Annotated in this window: 21 protein-coding genes; 10 read left to right on the forward strand and 11 right to left on the reverse strand. The window is 70.9% G+C overall.

Annotation, left to right across the window (positions count from 1 at the left end; translation table 11 throughout):
* Positions 1-48: 48 nt before the first annotated feature.
* Positions 49-486: a DUF6304 family protein gene (locus ACWFR1_RS09505; RefSeq protein ID WP_453548415.1), complete on the reverse strand. Its 438-nt coding sequence runs from the start codon at positions 484-486 to the stop codon at positions 49-51.
* A 422-nt stretch (positions 487-908) separates the two neighbouring features.
* Positions 909-1,496: a dihydrofolate reductase family protein gene (locus tag ACWFR1_RS09510; protein WP_453548418.1), complete on the reverse strand. Its 588-nt coding sequence runs from the start codon at positions 1,494-1,496 to the stop codon at positions 909-911.
* Between the two features lie 132 nt (positions 1,497-1,628).
* On the opposite strand from ACWFR1_RS09510, the gene ACWFR1_RS09515 reads away from it, so the two are divergent.
* A complete protein-coding gene (locus ACWFR1_RS09515) occupies positions 1,629-2,204 on the forward strand; it encodes a TetR/AcrR family transcriptional regulator (protein ID WP_453548420.1) in 576 nt (191 codons plus the stop codon).
* A 79-nt stretch (positions 2,205-2,283) separates the two neighbouring features.
* Here the strand turns inward: ACWFR1_RS09515 and ACWFR1_RS09520 are convergent, their stop codons facing one another.
* Complete coding sequence (locus tag ACWFR1_RS09520) at positions 2,284-3,327, reverse strand: family 2 encapsulin nanocompartment cargo protein polyprenyl transferase (RefSeq protein WP_453548514.1); 1,044 nt, start codon at positions 3,325-3,327, stop codon at positions 2,284-2,286.
* Between the two features lie 93 nt (positions 3,328-3,420).
* Positions 3,421-4,833, reverse strand: a complete 1,413-nt coding sequence (locus ACWFR1_RS09525; protein ID WP_453548422.1) for a family 2B encapsulin nanocompartment shell protein — start codon at positions 4,831-4,833, stop codon at positions 3,421-3,423.
* Positions 4,834-5,086: 253 nt separating this feature from the next.
* On the opposite strand from ACWFR1_RS09525, the gene ACWFR1_RS09530 reads away from it, so the two are divergent.
* Both ACWFR1_RS09530 and ACWFR1_RS09535 read left to right on the forward strand, forming a co-directional pair.
* Positions 5,087-5,677: an N-acetylmuramoyl-L-alanine amidase gene (locus ACWFR1_RS09530; protein WP_453548424.1), complete on the forward strand. Its 591-nt coding sequence runs from the start codon at positions 5,087-5,089 to the stop codon at positions 5,675-5,677.
* A gap of 60 nt (positions 5,678-5,737) precedes the next feature.
* Positions 5,738-6,649, forward strand: a complete 912-nt coding sequence (locus ACWFR1_RS09535) for a 1-aminocyclopropane-1-carboxylate deaminase/D-cysteine desulfhydrase (RefSeq protein WP_453548427.1) — start codon at positions 5,738-5,740, stop codon at positions 6,647-6,649.
* Here the strand turns inward: ACWFR1_RS09535 and ACWFR1_RS09540 are convergent.
* A complete protein-coding gene (locus ACWFR1_RS09540; RefSeq protein ID WP_453548430.1) occupies positions 6,646-8,244 on the reverse strand; it encodes a Na+/H+ antiporter in 1,599 nt (532 codons plus the stop codon). The genes ACWFR1_RS09535 and ACWFR1_RS09540 overlap by 4 nt on opposite strands.
* Positions 8,245-8,283: 39 nt before the next feature.
* Between ACWFR1_RS09540 and ACWFR1_RS09545 the strand changes: the two genes are divergently transcribed.
* The 3 genes from ACWFR1_RS09545 to ACWFR1_RS09555 all read left to right on the forward strand — a co-directional run bounded on the left by ACWFR1_RS09545 (position 8,284) and on the right by ACWFR1_RS09555 (position 10,367).
* Positions 8,284-8,544: a UBP-type zinc finger domain-containing protein gene (locus ACWFR1_RS09545; RefSeq protein ID WP_453548432.1), complete on the forward strand. Its 261-nt coding sequence runs from the start codon at positions 8,284-8,286 to the stop codon at positions 8,542-8,544.
* 354 nt (positions 8,545-8,898) lie between these two features.
* Positions 8,899-9,312, forward strand: a complete 414-nt coding sequence (locus ACWFR1_RS09550; RefSeq protein ID WP_024761155.1) for an ATP-binding protein — start codon at positions 8,899-8,901, stop codon at positions 9,310-9,312.
* Positions 9,309-10,367 carry an RNA polymerase sigma factor SigF gene (locus tag ACWFR1_RS09555; RefSeq protein ID WP_453548435.1) on the forward strand — a complete coding sequence of 353 codons (1,059 nt, stop codon included), beginning with the start codon at positions 9,309-9,311 and terminating at the stop codon, positions 10,365-10,367. Before ACWFR1_RS09550 ends, ACWFR1_RS09555 begins: the two co-directional genes overlap by 4 nt.
* Before the next feature lie 11 nt (positions 10,368-10,378).
* On the opposite strand, the gene ACWFR1_RS09560 is transcribed toward ACWFR1_RS09555, so the two are convergent.
* Positions 10,379-10,804: a hypothetical protein gene (locus tag ACWFR1_RS09560; RefSeq protein ID WP_453548438.1), complete on the reverse strand. Its 426-nt coding sequence runs from the start codon at positions 10,802-10,804 to the stop codon at positions 10,379-10,381.
* Between the two features lie 122 nt (positions 10,805-10,926).
* On the opposite strand from ACWFR1_RS09560, the gene ACWFR1_RS09565 reads away from it, so the two are divergent.
* Entirely contained in the window at positions 10,927-11,895 is a 969-nt protein-coding gene (locus tag ACWFR1_RS09565) for a diacylglycerol/lipid kinase family protein (RefSeq protein WP_453548440.1), read from the forward strand.
* 318 nt (positions 11,896-12,213) lie between these two features.
* A complete protein-coding gene (locus ACWFR1_RS09570) occupies positions 12,214-12,471 on the forward strand; it encodes a WhiB family transcriptional regulator (protein ID WP_004937597.1) in 258 nt (85 codons plus the stop codon).
* 203 nt (positions 12,472-12,674) lie between these two features.
* On the opposite strand, the gene ACWFR1_RS09575 is transcribed toward ACWFR1_RS09570, so the two are convergent.
* Both ACWFR1_RS09575 and ACWFR1_RS09580 read right to left on the reverse strand, forming a co-directional pair.
* Entirely contained in the window at positions 12,675-14,141 is a 1,467-nt protein-coding gene (locus ACWFR1_RS09575) for a sensor histidine kinase (protein WP_453548443.1), read from the reverse strand.
* Positions 14,142-14,433: 292 nt separating this feature from the next.
* Positions 14,434-15,111, reverse strand: a complete 678-nt coding sequence (locus ACWFR1_RS09580) for a TetR/AcrR family transcriptional regulator (protein WP_453548446.1) — start codon at positions 15,109-15,111, stop codon at positions 14,434-14,436.
* Positions 15,112-15,194: 83 nt separating this feature from the next.
* On the opposite strand from ACWFR1_RS09580, the gene ACWFR1_RS09585 reads away from it, so the two are divergent.
* Together ACWFR1_RS09585 and nagB are read left to right on the forward strand one after the other, a co-directional pair.
* Entirely contained in the window at positions 15,195-15,956 is a 762-nt protein-coding gene (locus tag ACWFR1_RS09585) for an SDR family oxidoreductase (RefSeq protein WP_453548449.1), read from the forward strand.
* A 195-nt stretch (positions 15,957-16,151) separates the two neighbouring features.
* Positions 16,152-16,937, forward strand: a complete 786-nt coding sequence (gene nagB / locus ACWFR1_RS09590) for a glucosamine-6-phosphate deaminase (protein WP_453548451.1) — start codon at positions 16,152-16,154, stop codon at positions 16,935-16,937.
* 76 nt (positions 16,938-17,013) lie between these two features.
* On the opposite strand, the gene ACWFR1_RS09595 is transcribed toward nagB, so the two are convergent.
* Genes ACWFR1_RS09595 through ACWFR1_RS09605 form a run of 3 tightly spaced genes read right to left on the reverse strand, consistent with a single transcriptional unit; the run spans position 17,014 to position 20,432 of the window.
* Positions 17,014-18,537, reverse strand: a complete 1,524-nt coding sequence (locus ACWFR1_RS09595; RefSeq protein ID WP_453548453.1) for a glycoside hydrolase family 3 protein — start codon at positions 18,535-18,537, stop codon at positions 17,014-17,016.
* 9 nt (positions 18,538-18,546) lie between these two features.
* Positions 18,547-19,413 carry a carbohydrate ABC transporter permease gene (locus tag ACWFR1_RS09600; RefSeq protein WP_453548455.1) on the reverse strand — a complete coding sequence of 289 codons (867 nt, stop codon included), beginning with the start codon at positions 19,411-19,413 and terminating at the stop codon, positions 18,547-18,549.
* Positions 19,410-20,432 (reverse strand): carbohydrate ABC transporter permease, encoded by a 1,023-nt coding sequence (locus ACWFR1_RS09605; RefSeq protein ID WP_453548457.1) that lies wholly within the window; start codon positions 20,430-20,432, stop codon positions 19,410-19,412. The genes ACWFR1_RS09600 and ACWFR1_RS09605 overlap by 4 nt, the downstream gene beginning before the upstream one ends.
* Positions 20,433-20,629: the final 197 nt, after the last annotated feature.

A 20,629-nucleotide genomic window follows, 5' to 3' on the forward strand; every position in this document is an offset into this window, starting at 1 on the left:
CCGCCGTCCGGCGTGCGGGTGGGGTTCGGGACCCGGGAGTGTCAGGTGTCAGGCCGCCTGCAGGAGCCGGCGGCCGAAGTCGGCGCCGGGCGGAAGCTGGCGCCGGACCCGCTCCAGCGCACCCTCGAAGTCACCCCCGGCGACGCACGACTCGAAGGCGGCGCCACCGTAGTGGAGCGTCAGGCTGAGGTCCGCACGCTCGCCGAGCGTCAGCAGACAGCTCAGGGTGGCCTGCTGGGCCACGCCGTCCGTGACGACGGGGAGCGGCAGGTCCCACTCCAGGACGCAGCCGCCGAGGGCCTGCCCGCCGCCCCCGGCCCGCCCGTCGCCGTCGGCGGCGGTGAGCGCGGCGAAGGTCGCGCCCGTGTACTCGACCCCCCTGATCCGGGTGGCCACGTGCCGGCCGGTGGCCGTGATGACGATCGCTTCCGCGCCGCTGCGGTCCCGGTACCAGCCGGTCCAGACTTCTGTCGACTCCGATGACATGCGCCGGACTGTAGCGGTATGACCGGCTCCGGCGCGCGGCCGGTCACCCGGTGGCCGGACTTCTCCCGATCTCGCCGTTCTTGCCGGTCACCTGCGTGCTAGTGGCTTCCATGCCCTGCCCCGGGCTCTGACCCAGGCCCTGGTCTACGCCCTCTTCCGTGCCCGCGTCCGGACCGTGGATCGGAGCCCCCTTCGGTACGCGCCTCCGCACTCTCGTACAGCGGGCATTCCGGATTACGGCACGGCTGCACCTCCCACTCCGGCACCCAGGCCCCGAGGACCTTGTGCCGGGTGGCCAGCGTGCTGCGCGGTCGACCACAGGCCGGGCACTTCGGCGCGGCCAAGGGGTCCCGCGTCGTGCGAGGCACCTCGTCAGCCATGTCTCCAGGGTAGGACGCCTCGCACGGACCCGCTTCCCGCCGCTACCGCTTCCTGGAGTACGTGCGGACGAGCACGCCGTTGTCGAAGGTGCGCACGGCACCGAGCTCGAAGTCGCGTGGGGCGAAGTCCGCGCCGAACATCGGCATGCCGGAGCCGTAGACCTGCGGGTACGTCTTGATGACCAGCTCGTCGATCTCGTCGATCAGCTCGCCGGCGATGGTCGAGCCGCCGCAGAGCCAGACGCCCAGGGGGCTGTCCTCGGCCCTGAGCTCGCGGACGCGGCCGACGAGGTCGTCGGCGATCAGCTCGACGTGCGGGTCGGGCGACTCGGTGAGCGAGCGGCTGGCGACGTACTCCCGCATGTGGGCGTACGGGCTGGTGATGCCGATGTCCAGGCCTACCTTGTAGGTGTTCGTGCCCTGGATCACAGTGTCGTAGTGACGGTTCGCCGTGCCGGGCTCGATGCCGACCACGGGCCACCCGGGGGCGGCGATGGTCTCCGGGTACTCGGACTTCAAGTACTCCAGGTATTCCCCGGCCACGTAGGCGTACGTGGACGTGGCATCGCCCTTCGGGTCACCGATGAAGCCATCGATGCTGCAGGCGATGAAGTAGGTGAGCTTGCGCAAACCGGTCCTCTTGTCTCTGGGGAGCGGGTCGTGATCACGACCACGACGGTTATAGTGCTTCACCTGTAGTGGTTGCGCAAGCCCTGATTTCGATTTTCCGAAGAAACACCATCAGCACGGACGGAGCCCGACATGGCGAGAAACCCGGAACGCCGTACGGCACTGCTCGACGCCGCGATCGAGGTCCTCGCGAACGAGGGCGCCCGAGGGCTGACCTTCCGGGCCGTCGACGCCGGGGCGGGGGTCCCCACGGGCACCTCGTCCAACTACTTCAGCGACCGGGACCGGTTGCTGTCCGAGGTCGCCGACCGGATCTTCGTCCGGCTGACCCCCGAGCCCGGCGCCATCGACGCCGCGCTGCTGCCGGAGCCCAGCCGCGCCCTCGTCGTCGAGCTGATGCGCTGGCTCGCCCGGCGCATGACCGCGGAACGCACCTGCTACCTGGGCCTGTTCGAGCTGCGCCTGGAGGCCGCGCGCCGGCCCGAGCTCCAGAAACGGTTCACCCAGGTACTCCGGGGCGACCTCGACCTGAACATCCGACTGCACGTCGATTCCGGAATGCCCGGGGACGCGGACACGGTCCGGGTGCTCTACTTCGCCCTCACCGGGCTGCTGCTCGACCACTTCACCGTGCCCGGCCTCCACGTCGAACGGGACCTGGACGACCTGGTCGAGACCGTGGTCAACCGCATCGTCCCCGAGGCGTGACCATCGGGGTGCGCGTACGGCCCTGACTCAGTCAGCGCATAGGGCCCTGGCGGCGTCAGCGCATAGGGCCTTGGCGGTGTCAGCGCGTACGCCGCGTGACGAACTCCGCGAGGGCGAGCAGGTCCCCCGCCGCCGCCAGGTCCGGGACCGCCAGCGCCAGGTGCTCGACGGCGCGGCCCATGCTCTCGGCCGCCTGGGCCTGCGCCCAGTCCCGGCCGCCGGCGCGCTCGACCGCGTCCGCTGCCGCCCGTACCGCCGCCGCGTCGAGGGTCGGACGGGCGTAGAGCTCGGCCAGTTCGTTCCCCGCGGGGGTTCCCGAGGCGAGCGCCGCGACCACGGGCAGCGACTTCTTGTGGGCGACGAGGTCGGCGCCGGCCGGCTTGCCCGTACGGTCCGGGTCGCCCCAGATCCCGATGAGGTCGTCGATCAGCTGGAACGCGAGTCCGGCCTCGCGGCCGAAGGCGTCCATCGCCCCGACCTCCTCCTCGCCCGCGCCCGCGTAGAGCGCGCCGATGGCGCAGGAGGCGCCGAGCAGGGCGCCGGTCTTGGCGGTGGCCATGGCCACGCACTCGTCGAGCGAGACGTCGAGCGGTGCGCGCTGCTCGAAGGCGCAGTCCGCCTGCTGGCCGGCGCAGAGCTCGATGATGCAGGCGGCGAGGCGCGCGGAGGCGGCCGGCGACGCGGGGTGCGGGTCCTCGGCGAGCAGTCGCAGGGCGAGTGCGCTCATCGCGTCACCGGCGATGAGGGCGTCCGGGATGCCGAAGACGGTCCAGGCCGTGGGCCGGTGACGCCGGGTCGGGTCCTCGTCGACGATGTCGTCGTGGAGCAGGGTGAAGTTGTGCGCGAGCTCGACCGCCGCCGCGGCCTTCACGGCCTGGGCGGACTCGGCTCCGAGGGCGCGGGTCGCGGCGAGGACCAGGGCGGGACGGATGGCCTTGCCCGCCTGTCCGGCGGCCGGGGTGCCGTCGGCGTGCTCCCAGCCGAAGTGGTACATCGCCACCCGCCGTATGGAGCCCGGCAAGGACTCCACGGTGGAGCGTAGTTGGGGATTGACAGCGGTGCGCGTCTGATCCAGGAGCATCACGGCCCCCTGGCCTTCGGTGACGGCATCCGCGCTGGTCATGGTCACGGTCACATCCTTCATGTCCTTCGCGGCGCGAGCGCGGGGAGACGCCCGGGGGTGGGGGTTCAGGACCCGCCCCCGGGCGTCACCGGCTCAGCGCCAGCGGCTGACCTCGACGTTCTCCAGGACGCCGAGCGCGTCCGGGACGAGGATGGCCGCGGAGTAGTAGGCCGTGACGAGGTAGGAGATGATCGCCTGCTCGTCGATGCCCATGAAGCGGACCGAGAGGCTGGGCTCGATCTCGTCGGGGAGGCCGGTCTGGTGCAGACCGATCACGCCCTGGTCGGCCTCGCCCGTACGCATGCAGATGATCGAGGTGGTCCGGGCGTCCGAGACCGGGATCTTGTTGCATGGGAAGATCGGCACACCGCGCCAGGTCGGGATGCGGTTGCCGTTGACGTCGATCGTCTCGGGCACGAGACCGCGCTTGTTGAGCTCGCGGCCGAAGGCGGCGATGGCGCGCGGGTGGGCGAGGAAGAGCTTCGAGCCCCGGCGGCGGGAGAGCAGCTCGTCCATGTCGTCGGGGCTGGGGGCGCCGTCGTGGGGCTGGATCCGCTGCCCGTAGTCGCAGTTGGCGAGGAGGCCGAACTCCTTGTTGTTGATGAGCTCGTGCTCCTGGCGCTCGCGGAGCGCCTCGATCGTCAGCCGCAACTGCTGCTCGGTCTGGTTCATCGGCTGGTTGTAGAGGTCGGCGACGCGGCTGTGCACCTTCAGCACGGTCTGGGCGACGCTCAGTTCGTACTCGCGGGGCGAGGCGTCGTAGTCGACGTACGTGTGCGGGACGACCGCCTCGCCGACGTGGCCGGCGGAGAGGTCGATGGCGGCCTCACCGTAGTTGTTGGTGCGCTGGTCGGGCAGTGCGGCCACGCCCGCGAGGTGGGCGGCGAGCGAGTCCGCCCGGTCCGCGAGGTTCCGCACGTCGTCCCGGGTGAGCTCCAGGACCGTACAGGCGGTGGCGGCGCGGGCGGTCCACTCCCAGACGGCGTCGTCGCGGATCAGGGCGGACTCGCCGAGGTAGGCGCCGTCGGCGAGGACGCCGAGGACGGCCTCGTCGCCGTAGGGCCCCTCGCCGATCTGCTCGATCCGGCCGTGCGCGAGGAGGTACACGCGGTCGGTGGGGGCGCCCGCGGTCGCGATGATCTCGCCCGCCGCGTACTCCCGCTGCGCGCAGCGGGACGCGAGCTCGGTCAGCGCGCCCTCGTCCTCGTATCCACGGAGGGCGGGGAGCTCGCCGAGCTCCGCGGGGATGACCGCGACACGCTGCCCCGTCTGGACGAAGGTGACGCGGCCGTCACCCACGGAGTAGCTGAGCCTGCGGTTCACCCGGTACGTGCCACCCTGCACCTGCACCCACGGCATCATCCGCAGGAGCCACCGAGAGGTGATCTCCTGCATCTGCGGCGCGGACTTGGTGGTCGTGGCGAGGTTCCGCGCGGCGGCGGTACCGAGACTCTGCTGCGGTGCCTGGTCCGTACGGACCTCGTCGCCAACCGAACCAACGGACATGGAACTCCCTCTCGTATGCGTGAGTTGCCAGAGAAGCCTTTCAGCACGGAACGTGCCCGCGCCATTACACATTCGAGTGGGACTATTCGATGATCTTCGGGGCATGTCATGTGATTTCCACCCGAACACCGGGGCACCACCCGCCCCACGCCACGATGTCCGGATCGGCTCGCACACCACCCGAACGGATGGCCCCGGAGCGGCGTACTCCGGTACTCCGGAAGCTCATCCCGTCCCCCGAAGGGAGTCGGTCATGGCCTCACCCATGTCCGCGAGCAGGTTCCTCGACGCGCTGCGCGACGAGGGACTCACGGTCGTCCAGGTCGGCGACTGGTCCACCCACAACCGCAACCACAAGGGGCCCTGGGGCCCGGTGCACGGCGTGATGATCCATCACACCGTGACCAAGGGCACCGCGAGCACCGTCCGTATCTGCAGGGACGGTTACGCGGCCCTGCCGGGGCCGCTCTGCCATGGCGTGATCGCCAAGGACGGAACGGTCCACCTCGTCGGCTACGGCCGTACCAACCACGCGGGGCTCGGCGACGACGAGGTGCTCAGGGCGGTCGTCGCCGAGCAGCACCTGCCGCCGGACGACGAGGCCACGACGGACGGCAACCGGCACTTCTACGGTTTCGAGTGCGAGAACCTCGGCGACGGCGAGGACCCGTGGCCGAAGGTCCAGCTGGACGCCATCGCGAAGGCGGCGGCGGCCGTGTGCCGGGCCCACGGCTGGACCCAGCGCTCGGTCATCGGCCACCGGGAGTGGCAGCCGGGGAAGGTGGATCCGCGCGGCTTCACGATGGCCTCGATGCGCGAACGCGTCGCCGACCTGCTGCGCTGACCCACTGCCCGGCCGGCTCACCGGCCGGCCGGCCCGGCCTCGCTGCCGGACAATGGCCGGGTGAACGCGTTCGACCTCTCCCGCCTGCGGCCCCGGCTCCCCTCGCCCCTGGAGCCGGTGGAGGACGAGCGCTTCGCCCGGCGCGGTCTGACGCTGCTGCTCAAGCGCGACGACCTCATCCACCCCGACCTGCCGGGCAACAAGTGGCGCAAGCTCGCGCTCAACCTCCGCGCGGCGGACGGCCGGCCGGTGCTCACCTTCGGCGGCGCGTACTCGAACCACCTGCGCGCGACGGCCGCCGCCGGCCGGCTCCTCGGCTTCCCCACGATCGGTGTGGTCCGCGGCGACGAGCTGGCCGGACGCCCGCTGAACCCGTCCCTCGCGCAGTGCGCGACGGACGGGATGCGGCTGGAGTTCACGGACCGTGCCACATACCGCGCGAAGAACGACCCCGCCACGCTCGCCGCGCTCCTGGAGCGGGCCCCCGCGGGGACGTACGTGGTCCCGGAGGGCGGCAGCAACGCGCTCGCCGTGCGGGGGTGCGTGGAGCTCGGCCGCGAGCTCGCCGGGGCGGCGGACGTGGTCGCCGTCGCCTGCGGCACGGGCGGCACCCTCGCGGGCCTCGCGGCCGGCCTCTCCCCCGGACAGAGGGCGCTGGGGGTCCCGGTCCTCAAGGGCGGTTTCCTGGGCGCGGAGGTCCGCGCGCTCCAGCAGGCGGCGTTCGGCGGCCCGCGCGGCGACTGGGCCCTCGACGAGCGGTTCCACTGCGGCGGTTACGCCCGTACGACCCCGGATCTGGAGGCGTTCGCACGGGACTTCGAGGCGCGGCACGGACTCGCCGTCGAGCGACTGTATGTCGCCAAAATGCTCCACGGACTCGCGACCCTCGCGGAGGAGGGCGCGTTCCCGGCGGGTACCCGGCTCGCGGCGGTGGTGACGGGCGCCCCGGAGCCGTCCGCCGACAGGTCTTAGTCCGCCGTCTCCTCGCGGTACGCGGCGGCCTCCTCCAGGTCGAGGCGGCGGAGCAGCGTACGCATCATCTCGTCGTCGATCCGGCGCGCGTCGCGCAGTCGCACGAACACCTCGCGCTCGGCCTCGATCATGTCGCGCGAGAGTCGCCGGTACGTGTCGTCCGCCGTCTCCCCGGTGGCCGCGTTGACCGCCCCGAGCCGCTCCCACACCGAGTTCCGGCGGCGTTCCAGGACCGTGCGGAGCCGGTCGGCGAGGGGCTTCGGGAGGGCGTTGCGCTCGTCGGCGAGGAGTGCGTCGAGGCGTTCCTCGGCGGCGCGGGAGGCCTCGCTCTGCGCCTGCGCCTCCGCGAGGGTCTCGGCGTACCGGTCACGTCCGGGGAGCTTCAGGACCCGGATGAGCGGGGGCAGGGTGAGGCCCTGCACCACCAGCGTGCCGATGACGGTGGTGAAGGTGAGGAAGAGGACGAGGTTACGGGCGGGGAACTCCACTCCGTCCGTGACGACGGGGATGGAGAAGGCGATCGCGAGGGAGACCACCCCGCGCATGCCGGCCCAGCCGACGACGAGCGGGGCCTTCCAGTCCACTCCCGGCTCGCGCTCGCGCACGCCCGTGGAGAGCCATCGGGGCAGGAAGGTCGCCGGGTAGACCCAGACGAACCGGACGACGACGACGGCCACGAAGACCCCGACCGCGTACCAGGCGGCCTCCGCGATGCCGTACTGGCCGAGGCCCTGGACGACGTACGGCAGCTGGAGGCCGATCAGGGCGAAGACGGCGGACTCCAGGACGAAGGCGACCATCTTCCAGACGGCCTCCTCCTGGAGCCGGGTCGCGAAGTCGACCTGCCAGGCGCGGTGGCCGAGGAAGAGGCCGACCACGACGACGGCGAGGACACCGGAGGCGTGGACCTCCTCGGCGGCCGCGTAGGCGACGAAGGGGATGAGGAGGGAGAGGGTGTTCTGGAGGAGGGAGTCGCCGAGGCCTCGCCGCAGCCAGTGGATGGGGACCATGAGGACCAGGCCGACACCGATCCCGCCGACGGCCGCGAGCGCGAACTCCTGGATGCCGCCCGCCCAGCTGACGCCCTCGCCGACGGCCGCCGCGAGGGCGACCTTGTAGGCGGTGATGGCGGTGGCGTCGTTCACCAGGGACTCGCCCTGGAGGATCGTGGTGATCCGGTGGGGCAGGCCGAGCTTGCGGGCGATGGCCGTGGCGGCGACCGCGTCCGGCGGGGCGACCACCGCGCCGAGCACGAGCGCGGCGGTGAGCGGCAGGTCGGGGACGAGGACGTACGCGAGCCAGCCGACGGCCACGGTGGCGAAGAGGACGTAGCCGACGGAGAGCAGGGCGACGGGCCGGATGTTGGCCCGCAGGTCGAGGTAGGAGGAGTCGACGGCCGCCGTGTAGAGGAGCGGGGGCAGGATCAGCGGCAGCACGATGTGCGGGTCGAGCGTGTAGTCCGGCACTCCGGGGACGTACGAGGCGGCGAGGCCGGCGGCGACCAGGAGCAGCGGGGCCGGCACCGGGGTCCTGCGCGCCAGCCCCGCGATCGCGGTGCTCGCCGCCACCAGTGCCACCAGCTGCAGTGCGTCCATGCCCGTCCCCGTCTTGTCGCGCAACGTAACCTGGCCATCATGAGCGAGTGCCTCCACGTTGCCGAAATGCCGCGCCCCGAGCCGGCGCCGCTGGCCGACACCTGCCCGGAGTGCCTGGCGGACGGGACGCACCCGGTCCAGCTGCGGCTCTGTCTGAGCTGCGGACACGTCGGCTGCTGCGACTCGTCGGCGGGGCGGCACGCGACGGGGCACTTCTCCTCCACCGGGCACCCGGTGATGCGGACCTACGAGCCGGGCGAGGCCTGGCGCTGGTGCTTCGTGGACGGCTCGATCGTCTGACGGCCGGGCGGCGCCGTCCGGGACGCGTCGAGGAGCCGGCCGTACGGGCTGAACCGTCCGACCGCCGGGCCGCTCGGTACGGCGGGCTTCCGACGGTTCGACCGCTTCCCGGTTGGGTACGTCACCCCTCCGCCCGTCGCTCGTTTTCGCCAGCCGCAGACCCCTACCCACCGTCCGCACCCATGGGCCTACCATGGGTGACGAGCGTGAGCGGGGGCCCGAGGGGGCTCGCGGCGACACGGCGGGACGGATCGCGATAGCGTCACGGCGGACCGCGCAGCCCCCTGCGCACCGCCCGGTCCGGGGCCACTCCCCCCGGACCCCGAATGAGCTTGTGCCACCTTGGAGGTGAGGGTGTCCCAGATCACAGGCGAGCCCGGGACCCAGGACTTCGTGGAAGTCCGGCTGCCCGCTGCGGGTGCCTATCTGTCCGTGCTGCGTACGGCCACGGCCGGCCTCGCGGCGCGCTTGGACTTCACCCTCGACGAGATCGAGGACTTGCGGATCGCGGTCGACGAGGCCTGCGCGATCCTGCTCCAGCAGGCCGTGCCGGGGTCCGTCCTCAGCTGTGTCTTCCGGCTGGTCGACGACTCGCTGGACGTGACGGTCTCCGCCCCGACGACCGACGGCCGGGCGCCGGAGCGGGACACCTTCGCCTGGACGGTGCTGTCGGCACTGGCCGGGAAGGTGGAGTCGTCGGTGGCCGATGACCGTACGGTCTCGATCAGCCTGTACAAACAGCGCGGCGCGGGGCCAGGCCCGGCGTGAGGAGCGGGGACGCGACGGCCGGCATCCCTGAGCAGCAGGCGCGGCCGCATGAGGTCGCTACGGAGCAGGCGGACCAGATGAGCGAGCACGAGCAGCAGCACCACCAGGTTCCCGGGACACCAGGCCACTCCGAGATCTCGGATGCCTCGGAGGCTTCCGGGGCCGTCGAGACCTCCGGGGCTCCTTCCGGCACGCCGAGCGCCGAAGAGGCCAAGGCCACCGAGGCGGAGGCCACGGCGGCGGAGGCCGTACAGGGTGACGAGGCCAGCGAGGCCCCGGAGCCCCCCGTCGTCCCGGCCCCGAACGACAGGAGCGGCGCCCGCGCCCTCTTCGTCGAGCTGCGCGAGCTGCCGGAGGGTTCCCCGGAGAAGGCGGAGCTGCGCAACCGGCTGGTCCGGATGCACCTGCCGCTGGTGGAGCACCTGGCCCGGCGCTTCCGCAACCGGGGCGAGCCGCTGGACGACCTGACGCAGGTGGCGACGATCGGCCTGATCAAGTCGGTGGACCGGTTCGACCCGGAGCGCGGCGTCGAGTTCTCGACGTACGCGACCCCGACCGTCGTCGGCGAGATCAAGCGCCACTTCCGTGACAAGGGGTGGGCGGTCCGCGTGCCGCGCCGCCTCCAGGAGCTGCGGCTCTCGCTGACCACGGCGACGGCGGAGCTCTCCCAGCAGCACGGCCGGTCCCCCACTGTGCACGAGCTGGCGGAGCGGCTGGGGATCTCGGAGGAGGAGGTCCTGGAGGGTCTGGAGTCGGCGAACGCCTACTCGACGCTCTCCCTGGACGTCCCGGACACGGACGACGAGTCGCCGGCCGTGGCGGACACGCTGGGCGCGGAGGACGAGGCCCTGGAGGGGGTCGAGTACCGCGAGTCGCTCAAGCCGCTCCTGGAGGACCTGCCGCCCCGGGAGAAGCGAATCCTGCTGCTGCGGTTCTTCGGGAACATGACCCAGTCGCAGATCGCGCAGGAGGTCGGCATCTCCCAGATGCACGTGTCTCGGCTGTTGGCTCGGACCCTGGCGTCGCTTCGGGAGAAGCTTTTGGTCGAGGAGTAGGGGCGAAGGCCCTACGGAGTGTCCTGGCCGGGGCGCCGGATGCCGAGCGCCTCGGTCGTGGCCGGGTTCACCAGGAGGACGAGCCCGGTGACGGCGAGGGCGCCGAGGACGACACCGACCGGGATCAGCGCGCTGTTCGCCTGGAGCATCTGCCAGGCGACCGGCAGGGCCAGGATCTGGGTGATGACGGCCGGGCCGCGACTCCAGGAGCGGCACCGCCACAGGCCGCGGGCGGCGGCGAGCGGGATCAGACCGAGTGCGACGAGTGTCACCGCACCGGTCAGGGCGCCGGTGAGGTCGCCGCTCCCGTCCGTGAGGGCGTTCACCAGCATGTACACGCCGCCGGCCAGGAGCCCGAGGGCCTCGATGCCGGCGACGGCCGCCGCGGCGGCGAGACGGGTGGGGCGGGAGGTCTGCTCCGTACTGCTGCTGCTCATAGAGGGCAGCGTAACCGGGGCGCCGTCCGGGCCGCCGAGGAGGCCGTGCGGGATGCCCGGGGAGTGTCCGACGGGTGGGCCTGGGCTGGGACAGGTACCGCCGGGTAGGTACGCTGGCGCTCATGCGCGCACTTCTCGTGGTCAATCCGGCAGCCACCACTACCAGTGCCCGCACCCGTGACGTGCTCATCCACGCGCTGGCCAGCGAGATGAAGCTGGAGGCGGTCACCACCGAGTACCGCGGGCACGCACGCGACCTGGGGCGGCGCGCGGCCGACTCGGGCAACATCGATCTGGTCGTGGCCCTCGGCGGCGACGGCACGGTCAACGAGGTCGTCAACGGACTGCTGCACGGCGGGCCCGATCCCGACCGCCTTCCGGGACTCGCGGTCGTCCCCGGCGGCTCGACCAACGTCTTCGCCCGCGCGCTCGGACTGCCGAACGACGCCGTGGAGGCGACCGGCGCCCTGCTCGACGCACTGCGTGAACGACGGACACGCACAGTGAGCCTCGGGCTTGCGGCCGGGACGCCCGGCACCGAGGACGAAGCGGTTCCTTCGCGCTGGTTCACCTTCTGTGCCGGCCTCGGATTCGACGCGAGCGTCATCGGCCGGGTCGAACAGCAGAGGGAGCGCGGGAAGAGATCCACGCACGCCCTCTATCTGCGCCAGGTGTTCCGCCAGTTCCTGGAGGAACCGAACCGGCGCCACGGCACGATCACCTTGGAACGCCCCGGGGCGGAGCCGGTCGAGGACCTCGTCCTCTCCATAATCTGCAACACCTCCCCCTGGACCTACCTGGGCAATCGTCCGGTGTACGCGTCCCCGGAGGCGTCCTTCGAGACCGCTCTCGACGTGCTCGGACTGAGCCGTCTCTCCACCCCCGCGGTGGCCCGGTACGCCACCCAGCTGCTCACTTCCACGCCGGAGCGAGGGCCCCGCGGCAAGCACGCCCTGACTCTGCACGACCTGACCGACTTCACCTTGCATTCCAAGGTTCCCCTCCCCCTTCAGATGGACGGCGACCACCTTGGACTGCGTACGAGCGTGACGTTCACAGGCGTACGCCGTGCACTGCGTGTGATTGTGTGAGTGGAAGGGCCCAAAGTCCTTTCACTCGAACGTTTAGGCTGGCATCCACCCCTTAGAAGTACGGCTGTGACCTAGCCGACACCGAGGAATCAAAAAAAACTTTCCGGAAGGGGTTGTATCCGTTGCTGGGGTTTGGGAGTCTCTTCTTGGCGATCGGGACGGCCCGCAACACCGGCCTCCACTGAGAGCCAGAACCCCTCCTCAGTCTTAGGACCACACCAGTTCACCTGGCAGTCGGCCCTTCCCTTGCGGGGGGATTCGTGAAAGCGTTCACATTCACAAGCAACCAGCTTGTAACACCCTAGAGAGGTAGCAGCCATGGACTGGCGTCACAACGCCGTTTGTCGTGAGGAAGACCCCGAGCTGTTCTTCCCCATCGGCAACACCGGTCCTGCGCTGCTGCAGATCGAGGAAGCCAAGGCCGTCTGCCGCCGCTGCCCCGTCATGGAGCAGTGCCTGCAGTGGGCGCTCGAGTCCGGCCAGGACTCCGGCGTCTGGGGTGGCCTCAGCGAGGACGAGCGCCGCGCGATGAAGCGCCGTGCCGCTCGCAACCGGGCGCGTAACGCTACCGCCTGACACCCCGCCGAAAGCCTGAGGCCAGCGGCGCATACGTAGCGTATGCAATCACCGCCCTCGAGTCGCAGCGCGCAGCAGTAACCCACAGCATTCGAGCCCCGGACCGATCTTCTCGGTCCGGGGCTCGCTGCTGTGCTGCGCTCAGGCGGTCACCTCTGTGTGAGCCGTCACTTCTGCGCGGGCGGTCACTTCTGCGCGAGCCGTCACTTCTGCGCGAGTACGGGGATGTCGAGGATCACCTTCGTGCCGCGCTCGGCGCCGGGGACCATGTCGAAGGTTCCGCCCAACTCCCCCTCCACCAGCGTCCGTACGATCTGGAGTCCGAGGTTGCCGGCCCGCTGCGGGTCGAACCCCTCGGGCAGACCGCGACCGTCGTCCTGGACCGTGATCAGGAGCCGGGCGTCGACGCGGGGCTCCCCGCGCACGGCGGTGACCTCGACGGTGCCCTGCTCGCCCTGGGCGAAGGCGTGTTCAAGGGCGTTCTGAAGAATCTCCGTGAGGACCATGGAGAGCGGGGTCGCGACCTCGGCGTCGAGGATGCCGAAGCGGCCGTTGCGCCGGCAGGTCACCTTGCCCGGGGAGATCTCGGCGACCATCGCGATCACCCGGTCGGCGATCTCGTCGAACTCGACGCGTTCGTCCAGGTTCTGGGACAGCGTCTCGTGGACGATGGCGATCGAACCGACGCGCCGCACGGCCTCGTTGAGCGCCTCGCGGCCGCGGTCGGAGTCCATCCGGCGGGCCTGGAGACGCAACAGGGCGGCCACCGTCTGGAGGTTGTTCTTCACCCGGTGGTGGATCTCCCGGATGGTGGCGTCCTTGGTGATCAACTCGCGTTCGCGGCGGCGCAGTTCGGTGACGTCGCGGAGCAGGACGAGCGAACCGATCCGGGTGCCCTTGGGGCTGAGCGGGATCGCCCGCAGCTGGATCACCCCGCCGTTGCCCTCGACCTCGAACTCGCGCGGCGCGTAGCCCGAGGCCAGCTTGACGAGGGCCTCGTCCACGGGGCCGCGGGAGGGGGCGAACTCGGCCGTGATCTGGCCGAGGTGCTGGCCGACGAGGTCGGCGGCGAGCCCGAGCCGGTGGTAGGCGGAGAGGGCGTTGGGCGAGGCGTACTGGACGACGCCTTCCGCGTCCAGCCGGACGAGGCCGTCGCCGGCCCGCGGCGAGGAGTCCATGTCGACCTGCTCGCCGGGGAAGGGAAACGTTCCGGCCGCGATCATCTGGGCGAGGTCGGAGGCGGACTGGAGGTAGGTGAGCTCCAGTCGGGAGGGGGTGCGGACGGTGAGCAGGTTGGTGTTCCGGGCGATGACGCCGAGGACGCGACCCTCGCGGCGTACGGGGATGGACTCGACCCGGACGGGGACCTCCTCGCGCCACTCGGGGTCGCCTTCGCGAACGATCCGGCCCTCGTCGAGGGCGGCGTCGAGCAGGGGCCGGCGGCCGCGCGGCACCAGGTGGCCGACCATGTCGTCCTGGTAGGAGGTGGGGCCGGTGTTGGGTCGCATCTGCGCGACGGAGACATATCGCGTGCCGTCGAGGGTCGGAACCCACAGGACGAGGTCGGCGAAGGAGAGGTCGGAGAGCAGCTGCCACTCCGACACCAGCAGGTGGAGCCACTCGAGGTCGGAGTCGCTCAGGGCGGTGTGCTGGCGCACGAGGTCGTTCATGGAGGGCACGGTGCGAGGGTACCCGCGGAATTGCAGGGGCGGTGAACCTGGATCTCCGGGCGTCCGTGTTGGAGGATGGGCCGGGAAGGGCCGCGTTCCTGTGGATGGACAGACAAGAATGGTCTAGTCCACAATGACGCTACAAGCCTCCATCCTCCCCGCACAGGAGGATGGAACGAGGTACCCGACGCTCTCTGCCCTGACTGCGTCGAGACCTCCCACACGGCCGAGGGACCGCACACCCCCGGCCGAGCAACTCCGGGCTGCGGTGCCGGGCGGGCTGAGGGTCCCGTCAGGCGCCGCGGCCCGCGGGTGCTTCCGGGGTCGTTTCAGCGGCCGCCTCCGAGGCCGACGCCAAGGCCGCCTCCGAGGCCGTCTCCGCAGGCCAGGAGCGCATCGCCCACTCCGCCACCGCCGCGAGATCCTCCTTCGTCGCACCGTCGCGGGCCTGCTGGGACATGCCCTGGAGTACGGCGCCGCTGAAGCGGGCGAGCGCGCGGGCGTCGGTACCGGGCGACAGCTCCCCCGCCTCGACGCCCTGACGGATCCGGTCCTCGAAGGAAGCCAGACTGGCCTCCCGGCGCGCCCGCAGGGCCTCCTCGACCTCGGGCGTCGAGCAGTTGGTCGCCGCGGAGATCATCAGGCAGCCGCGCGGATGGCCCGGCTCCGTGAAGACCTCCGCCGCCTCCCGCAGGACGCGTCCGATGGCGTCGCGAGCCGTCGGCTCCACGGCGAAGGCGCGGCCACCGTACGCGCCGTACGACCCCGCGTACGCCTCGACGACCTCCTCGAAGAGCGTCTTCTTGTCGCCGAAGGCCGCGTAGAGGCTGGGTGCGCTGATGCCCATGGCGCGGGTGAGGTCGGCGACGGAGGTCGTCTCGTAGCCGTGCTCCCAGAAGGCCATCGTGGCCTGCTCCAAAGCCGTGAGCCGGTCGAAGGAGCGGGGGCGGCCGCGCTGTCTCGTCACCATGGAGTGAATTCTATAGCGCGCGCTAGCAAATCTGGGGTACGTTCTTTTCGTAACGACCACTACACAAACAGGGGGGCGTCGCCATGGGCGTGCTCGCAGGCAGGACGGCGCTGGTCACGGGCGGCAGCCGGGGCATCGGGCGGGGAATCGCCGAGCGACTCGGCCGCGACGGCGCGCGGGTCGCGGTGCATTACGGGAGCAACGAGACGGCGGCGAAGGAGACCGTCGCGGCGATCGAGGCGGCGGGCGGCGAGGCCTTCGCCTTCGGCCAGGAGCTGGGGGTACCGGGGGACGCGGCGGCCTTGTGGGAGTCCTTCGACGCGGCCGCCGGCGGCGACGGCGGCCTGGACATCCTGGTGAACAATGCGGGGATCGCGGCGTCGAAGCCGTTCGCGACGCTCGACGAGGAGGAGTACGACCGGGTCTTCGCCGTCAACACCAGGGCACCGTTCTTCCTCGCCCAGCTGGGCGCCGGGCGACTGCGGGACGGCGGCCGGATCATCAACGTCTCGACCGGCCTGACCAAGGCGGCGCTCATGCCGGACCTGATCGCGTACTCGATGTCGAAGGCCGCGCTCGACGTGTTCACCCGGGACCTGTCCAAGGTCCTCGGCCCCCGTCGGATCACGGTCAACGCGGTGGCTCCGGGGATCGTGGACACGGACATCAACGCGGGCTGGCTGCGGGGCGACGAGCAGGCCTGGGCGGGCGCGGCGGCAATGTCGGCGCTCGGCGGGGTCGGCTCCCCGGCGGAGATAGCCGACGTGGTGGCCTTCCTGGCCTCCGATGACGCGCGCTGGGTGACAGGCCACTGGATCGACGCCACGGGCGGCTCACTGGCCTGAGCCGGTGAGCCGCGAGGGCGGCGACAGGGGCGGGTCCGTGTGGCTGGGGGGACGGGTGCGGCAGACGATGGTGGCGGTGCCGTCCGTACGGCGGAACGGCATGAGGAGACGGCCTCTCCTCTGCTAGATTTGGACTTTGATTGGTCTATACCACATGGTCCTCACCAGCCCCTCCACCAGATCGGCAGGCACAGCGTGGAAGTTGTCATCGTCAAGGACGCCAAGGCGGGCGGCGAGCTCATCGCGGACGGCATCGCCGGCCTCCTGCGCCGCAAGCCCGACGCGCTGCTCGGCGTGGCCACGGGTTCGACCCCGATCCCCATCTACGACGCTCTGACCGCCCAGGTCGCGGCCGGCTCCGTGGACGCCTCCCGCGCCCGGATCGCCCAGCTGGACGAGTACGTCGGCCTGCCCGCCGGGCACCCCGAGTCGTACCGCTCCACCGTGCTCCGCCAGGTCGTCGAGCCGCTCGGTCTCTCCCAGGAGGCCTTCATGGGCCCCGACGGCTCCGCCGAGGACGTCCAGGCGGCCTGCGAGGCGTACGACAGGGCGCTGGCCGAGGCCGGCGGTGTGGACCTGCAGATCCTGGGCATCGGCACCGACGGGCACATCGGCTTCAACGAGCCGTGCTCCTCGCTCGCCTCGCGCACCCGGATCAAGACGCTCACCGAGCAGACCCGCGTCGACAACGCGCGCTTCTTCGACAACGACATCGAGCAGGTGCCGCACCACGTCATCACCCAGGGCATCGGCACCATCCTGGAGGCCCGTCACCTGGTGCTGCTGGCCACCGGTGAGGGCAAGGCCGAGGCCGTGGCGCAGACCGTCGAGGGCCCGGTGGCGGCGCTCGTACCGGCCTCCGCGCTCCAGCTGCACCCGCACGCCACGGTCGTCGTGGACGAGGCCGCGGCCTCCAAGCTGAAGCTCGCGGACTACTTCCGCCACACCTTCGCCAACAAGCCGGCCTGGCAGGGCATCTGATCCACGCGGACTCTCCGCTGACGGCGAAGGGGCCCGGCACCTGGTTCAGGTGCCGGGCCCCTTCGGGTACGTCCGGTCAGGCGCCGGTGCCGGCGACGGCCTCCGCGGCCGCGCGGCCGCAGACGCGCGCCGCGCCGTGCGTGGCGATGTGCAGGGCCCCACGGGGCTCCGCCTCGTTGAGGCCCATCTCGACCACGACGGTGTCGGGGCGGGCCGCGAGGAGCGCGTCCAGGGCCTCGGTCATCCACGGGTGGCGGTGGGCGTCACGGACGACCGCGACGATCCGGCGCTCCCCCGCGGCGGCGAGGACCTCGTCCACCGAGGCCTCGGCGTACGAGCCGGTCTCCGTGCCGGGCAGCAGGCGCTCCAGCTCCGCCGCGATGCCCCAGGGCGTCTCGTCACCGACCGCGAAGTTCGCGACCGGGGTGAAGGAGGCCACGAAGGGAGCGCTGGTCATCGGCGTGTACGGCCGCTCCCCCCGGGTCACCTTCAGGGCCCGGCGGGCCGCGACGAGTCCGATGTCGGCGCCGGGCGCGGTCCCCTCCTGCACTGCCGCGCCCGACACCGATTCAGCCCCCCTGGCCCGGTGCGACTGGGTCCAGGCCGCCAGGGCGCGCACGCGCGCCGCGGCGTCGGCCAGCCGCTCCTCGGGCAGTTCACCGGTCCGTACCGCGTCGACCAGCGCGTCGCGCAGCCGCAGTACGGTGTCCTCGTCGCACAGCCCGCCGCCGACACAGATGGCGTCGGCGCCCGCGGCGATCGCGAGGACGGATCCGCGCTCGATGCCGTACGTCGCCGCGACGGCCTGCATCTCCATGCCGTCGGTGACGATCAGCCCCTCGAAGCCCAGCTCCTGGCGCAGCAGACCGGTGAGGATCTGCGGGCTCAGGGTGGCCGGACGGTGCGGGTCGAGCGCGGAGAGCAGGATATGCGCGCTCATGACCGCTTTGGTACCCGCGGCGATGGCGGCGCGGAAAGGTACCAGCTCACGGGCGTGCAGTGTGGCGAGGTCCACATCGATCCGGGGCAGCGCGTCGTGCGAGTCGACGTTGGTGTCGCCGTGTCCCGGGAAGTGCTTCGTGCAGGCCGCGACCCCGACGCCCTGGAGGCCGTCGACGTACGCCACGGTGTGCCGGGCGACCAGGTCCGGGTCCGGCCCGAAGGACCGGACGCCGATGACCGGGTTCTCGGCGTTGGAGTTGACGTCCGCCGAGGGCGCCCAGTTGAGGTCGACGCCGCACTGGGCGAGCCGGCGGCCGAGCTCGCGGGCCACGGCCCGGGTGAGCTCGACGTCGTCGACGCTGCCCAGCGCGTAGCTGCCAGGGAAGGACGAGCCCTGCTTGACCTCGAGGCGGGTGACGTCCCCGCCCTCCTCGTCGATGGCGACGAGGACGTCGTCCCGCTCGGCGCGCAGCTGCGCGGTGAGCGCGGCGAGCTGGTCGGGGCTGACGATGTTCCGGCCGAAGAGGCCGACCGAGGAGAGGCCCTCGCCGATGTGCCGGCGCAGCCAGTCGGGAGCGGTGGTGCCGACGAAGCCGGGCTGGAGCACCGTGAGCGCGTCACGGGTCAGGGTGTCCGAGCCGTGTACGAGTGTGGTCATGAGACGCCGTTATCCCTTCACCGCGCCGGCGGTCATGCCGCCGACGGCCTTGCGCTGGAGGAAGAGGAACACGATGAGCACGGGGAGGGCGAAGAGCGTGGAGGCGGCCATGGTGGCGCCCCAGTCGCTGCCGAACGCGGTCTGGAACTGGGTCAGCCAGAGCGTCAGCGTCTGCGACTCCTTGTCCTTGTTCAGCATGAGGATCATCGCGAACTCGTTCCACGCCGTGATGAAGCCGAAGAGCGAGGTCGACATCAGGCCGGGGGCGAGCAGCGGGAAGATCACCTTGCGGAAGGCCTGGCCCCGGGTGCAGCCGTCGATCTGCGCGGCCTCCTCCAGCTCGACCGGGACGGCGGCGATGAAGCCGCGCAGGGTCCAGATGGTGAAGGGGAGGACCATCACGAAGTAGATGAGCGTGAGCATCGGGATGCTGTTCAGCATGTCGTTCTCACGGGAGATCATGTACATCGCGATGACCATGACCTCCCAGGGGGCCATCTGCGCCAGCATCACGATCAGGACGATGCCCTTGCGTCCCTTGAACTTCATGCGGGCGATCGCGAAGCTCGCGGCCAGGGCCACGAGGAGGGCGAGCAGCACGGCGCCGACGGTGACGAGGAGGCTGTTCTGGACGTATGTCCAGAACAGGTCGACGCCCGTCGCGGTCGTGTAGTTCTCGAACGTCGGCGTGAAGACGAAGACGGGGTCCTTCGTCATGATCTCGTGCTGCGGCTTCAGCGAGGACGAGAACATCCAGTAGACGGGGAAGACGAACACCACCGCGATCACGAGGGCGCTGACGTTCTTGGCGACCGTGCCGACCGTGAGCGGCTTCCTGGTACGCAGTTTCTGCGGAGTCTGGGTGGTGGTGCTCACAGCTCCTCCTCCTGCTTCAGGATCAGGCGGAAGTAGAAGGACATGACCGCGATGAGCATCACGATCGTCAGGACGGAGATGGCGGCGGCGACACCGTAGTGGAACTGGCCGACGCCCTCGATGTAGGCGAAGACCGGGAGGGTCTCGGAGCCGCGGTCGGGACCGCCCTGGTTCATGGCGTAGACCTGGGCGAACGCCTTGAAGATCCAGATGATCTCCAGGAACGTGGTGATCATGAAGAAGGACTTCAGGTTCGGGAAGACGACGGCCCAGAAGGTCCGCCAGCCGCTCGCGCCGTCCATCTTGGCGGCCTCGTACAGCTCGGTCCCGACGGTGGTCAGGGCGGCGTACATGTTGAGGGCGACGAAGGGGACGGAGCCCCAGACGAGCAGGATCAGGATGATGACGAGGGTGGAGAAGCCCGTCTCGAACCAGTTGTGCTGCTCGTAGCCCGAGAAGCCGAGCGTGCGCATGAGCCAGTTGACGACGCCGAACTGCTCGTCGAAGAGCCAGCGGAAGACGGTGACCGAGGCGACGATCGGCATGGCCCAGGCGAACATGAGGGCCAGCGAGAGGACCAGTCGCATCTTCTTGCCGAGGCGGTTCAGCAAAAGGCCGATGCCCGTGCCGATGGCCATGATCAGGGCGACGTTCACGGCGGTGAAGACGATGCTTCGGACGACGACCGACCAGAACTCCGAGTCGCTCAGGAGGTCCGTGTAGTTGTCGAAGCCGGTCCAGACCGTCTCGCGGGTGATGAATTCCTTCCGGTTGATCGACTGGAAGGAGAGGATCACATTGCGGACCAGCGGGTAGAGCAGGAGCACGGCCATGGACAGCAGGGCCGGCGCGACAAGCAGATAGGGCAGCAGCCCACTCGGCAGCGAGCGTCTGCCGCGCGAGGGCTGAAGGACTTCCTTCGAGCCGGAAGGGGGTGGCGGCGTCTGAGACGTCCCTGCCGCCCTCCCGGGCGCGTCCTGAGGAGCGGCGCTGGCCGTCCCCTGGGAGTCCACGGTCATGGTCTTATTCCTCGCGGTTCTGGGGCTCCCGCGCCCACCGGGGCACGGCCCGGGGGAGCGGGCCGCTGATCACTCATGCAATGCACGTCACTGCAAAGCGCCGGTGGTGGGGGGGGGGGGGGGGCCCCCCCGCCCCCCCCGGAGCAGCTTTATAGATGGGGTGGGGGGGGTGTGTGGAGGAGTGGGCGCCCGCCGCC

The sequence above is a fragment of the Streptomyces sp. NPDC055103 genome (genome assembly GCF_053607625.1).